General features: G+C 33.9%; 3 protein-coding genes. 2 read left to right on the top strand and 1 reads right to left on the bottom strand.

Annotated elements, in window-relative coordinates:
* Window positions 1-2,241, top strand: a 2,241-nt coding sequence (locus ACJMLO_RS05015) for an Ig-like domain-containing protein (protein ID WP_405294529.1), incomplete at its 5' end; no start/stop codon positions are given.
* Window positions 2,242-2,417: 176 nt separating this feature from the next.
* Here ACJMLO_RS05015 and ACJMLO_RS05010 read toward each other — a convergent pair.
* Window positions 2,418-4,067 (bottom strand): transposase, encoded by a 1,650-nt coding sequence (locus ACJMLO_RS05010; protein ID WP_405294527.1) that lies wholly within the window; start codon window positions 4,065-4,067, stop codon window positions 2,418-2,420.
* A 618-nt stretch (window positions 4,068-4,685) separates the two neighbouring features.
* On the opposite strand from ACJMLO_RS05010, the gene ACJMLO_RS05005 reads away from it, so the two are divergent.
* On the top strand, window positions 4,686-4,870 hold a 185-nt coding region (locus ACJMLO_RS05005), incomplete at its 3' end, for a DUF371 domain-containing protein (protein ID WP_405294525.1).

The raw sequence follows: 4,870 nt of genomic DNA, 5'->3' as shown, positions 1-4,870 counted from the left end.
TTAGTCTCAATAATCGATGGAAAAGCGGTTTACGTCATAAAAAACCTGACTTTCGGAAGATGGGAGGTAACAGCATTTTATGCCAACGGAATTTTTAACTCAACTTCTCAGAAAACATCATTTGAGGTTGAAAAGCTCAACCCAACAATTGTCTTGGATATTGTTGAGGCATTTGTCGGTCAGACCGAAAGGATTGTTGCAAGGGCAGACGGACTAAAAGGCAACATCACCTTCGTTGTTGATGACCATGGCCATGATGTTGGCATAATAGATGGTGAGGCCAGTATTTTCCTATCCAATCTGGATGGGGGCAGGCACACTTTAAAGGTCATATATTCAGGTGATGATTCACACAAAAATGCCACATTGGAATGCGAGTTCTACATAAAGACTCAGGAAACCGACATTGTCATCTCAGTCAATGAAACCTCATACGGAGAAACCATAACAGTGGTTGCAAGGGTCGACGGCAATGCGGGTGGAGTCATGAGATTCAGTGTCGACGGATTGTGCGCCACATCTGCGATTGAAGGAGGAATTGCAACATGGTCATTTGGAGGCCTTGACGTTGGAAGATACACCATCATGGCAGACTATTCAGGCGACAATCAGTTCATAAGCGCTTCCAAGTCTGCCGACTTTAGAATAACCCGGGCACAGTCAACAATCGAAGTGTATGTGGATGATGTCGTTCTCGATGAAAATATCAGGATTTATGCTAGGGTGTCTCCTAATGCGACAGGCAAGGTTTCATTTAGGATGGTGGACTACTACTCCCCAAGGGATAAGGATGTCGTAAACTCAACCGCCAGCTGGCTCATCGCTCCGCTTATGAATGGCCAATACACCATAATTGCCACATATCGAGGGGACAGCAACTACTACTCCTCAACCACAACATACATCTTGAACGTCTCCCAAACAAGATCTGTATTGACAGTTGAGGCAAATGACGTAAGCAAGAGTGATAATGTTGTCATAAAGATAACCTTGATGTCCCGAAGCGGTGAATACATCACCGACAGCGTTAATGTCCAGATCGGTTCCAAATCATATAGGATAAATGTTAGAAACGGTGCAGGCACACTTAATCTTGGAAGGCTCGCTCCTGGAAACTACACAGTTCAGGCAAGCTACGGAGGAAATAAGAATTACTCCTCCTCAAAGGCAAGCTGCCAGTTTGAGGTTTCGGATTCTCAGATTGAATCCATTTTGACATGTGAAAATGTTACAAAGTATTACGGCAGTGATGTGAAATTCGTAATTAGCCTGACAAATGCCAAAAACAAGGCCCTCTCATACCAAACAGTATATATCACTGTAAAGGGAGTTGAAACAGCATATATAAGCGATGAAGACGGAAAGATCTATATTGACATCAACAACACTCTTGAAAAATATGACGTTTATGGGGAATTTAGGGGAAGCGATACGTATTATCCTTCAAATGCCACAGGCACAATTGAAGTCCTCTCCACTGTTCAATCTGAAGATGTGGTTAAGCTGTATGGTAGCGGAGTCCAGTATTTCGCAATTTTCAAGGACTTTAATGGAAAGGCATTGTCAAATGCTGATGTGATGTTCAGGATTGCAGGCAAGCTTTACAACTACACCACCTTCCCGAACGGCATTGTAAGGCTCAACATTAACCTGAGTCCCGGAACATATGAGATAGTGGCCATGAATCCTTTGACTGGGGAAAATGCAACAAATACATTAACCATATACAATATCCTGATGGAAAACTCTGATGTTGCAAACTACTTCGGTGCAAACAGCGTTTATCGCGTACGTGCCTTTGGAAATGACGGCAAACCTGTCGAAGGGGGCAATATGGTAACATTCTATGTGGATGGAAAGACATATCACATCAAAACTGATTCAAATGGATATGCAACACTTTCAGTCAGATTGAATCCAAAGCAGTACGTCATTACTGCCGAATTCAACGGAACCAGGGTTTCAAATATAATCACAGTAAAACCAGTGCTTACCACAAAGATCACCTCAAGCAAGAAAAGCAAAAAGACAAAATTCTCAGCAAAACTGCTTGATACCAATGGAAATCCATTGAAAGGCAAAAAGATCACCTTCAAAATTAAGGGCAAAAAGTACAAGGCCAAAACCAACAAAAAAGGAATAGCAAGCATCAAAATCAAGTTGAAATTGAAAAAGGGAACCTACAAAATCTATACTATCTACGGCAAATCCAAGGTAATCAACAAAATTAAAGTAAAGTAACCGTTTCATGCATGTGAGTTTAATACTTTTATTTTATTTTCCTAATCCGTCCATTTTAATTAATTATAGATTCCATTATTTCACTATTTTTTGGATAGGTCATAAAATTATCGACCTAACTTTCATTTATTTGTCATTGGGAGTGTCCGCTATTTTCTCCTTTGAATTTTTTTAATTTAATTTTTGAAATCTATGATTTTTTCATTTTTTATTATGTAGTTATTTTTCCATTTGTCAAATATGTTCATGTTTATGTGTTGTTTTTGTTTTTCTTTCTTTATTTCGTTTAATATTTTTTTTAGGGTTTTGTTGTTGATGTGTTTGTGTATTTTTTTGATGTTGTGGGTTATTGTTGTTCGTGTCATTTCGTTGTTTGCTTTTTTCACTCCTTTTGTTTTTATTCCTCTGAAATTTCGAGATTCAAGTAAAATTGCGAATCCTCCTTCTGCATGTGGTCCTCGGCCAGAATATGCTGTTTGACCATATTCTGTGTAATATTCTTTTTTTATTTTATCTAAAATTGGGTCAAATTTGTCTACGAGTGTTCTTCCGTATTCATTTTTCGCACATTCTACAATATATCTACATGTTTGACATTTTTTGGAACCATATCTTTTATTAGCGCCTTCTTTTCTTATTTCATTGTCTTTTCTTGTTAGTTTTATGCCTGCGGGGCATAAATATGCGTCTTCTTTTGGCAGGTATTTGAAATTGTATTTTTTGAATCTTTGTTTTTTGGCTTCTTTTTCATCAAATCTTGTTTTGTTTTTTTCTCTTTGTTTTGCATTTTTTCGCATCGCTTCTGTTCTGCAGGGGATAATGAGCTTTGTTGGGGTTCTATATATCCGGTGCAATACGTTTATGTTCCAATATCCATGATCTACTACTAATGTGAATTCTTTTTTGTTTAATATTCTTTGTAAGCGATTTACTATTTCTATGGCTTCTTGTTGATCGTTTGGATGTTGTGTTATGTAGTGTGTGACTATCATTCCGTATTTATCGTCTATTGCTTGCTGATAATTGTAATTTAATCCTGATATTCGTTTTTTATCGTCCATGTGTCGTGTTTCTGGATCAACAGTGTTGATGCTGTAATCTTTATTAATATTTGCTTCCATTTTTTTGATTCGTTTTAAAACTCTTTTTAAGCTTTGATGGCCTTTTAAACTTAATTTTAATAAGTGTATTCCAAATGAATTGATTGTTTTTTTGAGTTTTTTATATAAATCTTTTAATTCTTCCTGATTTTTGTCATTGTAAAAAAATTCATGGAGTTTTATCCATAAATCTCCTGTATTATTTTTATATTCCTTGTAATGCTTTAAAATGAACTTTTTAAGGTATTTTATTTGATCTGGATTCATGTTATTAAGTGGATTGCAATATCCTTTTAATACAGTTCCGTCTGCATAAATTATGTTTCCTTCGATTAATCCTGTTTTTATTCCAAATTCCACAAGATATTTGTCAAATTCATCAATAAGATACATATTGTCGTTTATGAAGTCATTTATTGTTGTTTTTGATGGTTTTTTACAGTTGAGTAAGAATTGACATGTTTCATCATTATTTTTCCACCAGTTTTCTAGCTTTCTGCAGCTTGTTATTTCCATAACGTGTCCAAAACTGATGAAAGGAAGCATTTCACCAGTTTTATATATTCGTTTAGGACCAGGCCGTGTTTTTTTATCTTTTTTAAAAAGTTCTGGGCGAATTTCTTTAAAAATTTCAAATAGAATTTTAACTGTAAAAACAATATGATTTTTATCCAAATTTGAACCTACTTCTTTTAAAATAAAACAAGTTTGACTATCAAATCCCATTTTGATTCATTCCTTTTTATAATTTGTTATTTTTAAAATTAACAACAATTAATACAAAAAAGAATTTTAATAAATTTTTCCCATTTTTTGGGAAAAAATTTGTTAAAATCGAAAAAAATAAATCATATTAAAAACAGTAAATTATAACTGAAGGTGATTTATTTTTATTGTATGTGTTGTTGTTAAATAATTATAAATCCCTTCATATTTATAATTATTCTTTTATAAGCAAAATTAAGTTTTTTTAATATTTATTTTAAGAAATAGGCAATTATTAAACCTTTAATATCTCACTTGTTTTATCTATATCAAATCTTCTAAAAATAACCAATTTTCACTGTAAAATGTTGAATATTTAATTGTTTAATTGTTAAATTTGATATTAATGATGTAAAGTTGTTTTTTAATTATATAAAAAATAAATTTAGTGGATTTTTAAAATTTACCTTAAATCCATTTGAAATTTTTAGTAATATCCATTTTAGTGATTAGTATTAACATAATCTGCTAATTTCGGACACTCCCTCATTGTAATTTGATGCTGATTATTCCAATTGTGGAGGTATCAAAAAACATCTTTTGCATTAGTTTAATATTGATGATTGCCAATCTATTATCATGATTTTCAAAATTAAAACCAAGGGCCATAAGAATGTCACATCTCATCACAAATCAACTTTTGAGATTACAAAAGATGCCGAAATCGGCCCTACCGCCGACTGCATTATTGGAGTTGACATGGATAAATGCATGTTGAACTTTCCTGATGAGTTCAAAGACAGGATAGCTAACTCCACCACAGA

It is taken from the genome of Methanobrevibacter sp., from assembly GCF_045120835.1.
GTDB lineage: Archaea > Methanobacteriota > Methanobacteria > Methanobacteriales > Methanobacteriaceae > Methanocatella.
This window is presented reverse-complemented; position numbering and strand designations above follow the sequence as displayed.

Coding starts and splice junctions, on each gene's coding strand:
- ACJMLO_RS05010 (WP_405294527.1), bottom strand. CDS start 4,067: ATGGGATTTGATAGTCAAACTTGTTTTATTTTAAAAGAAGTAGGTTCA.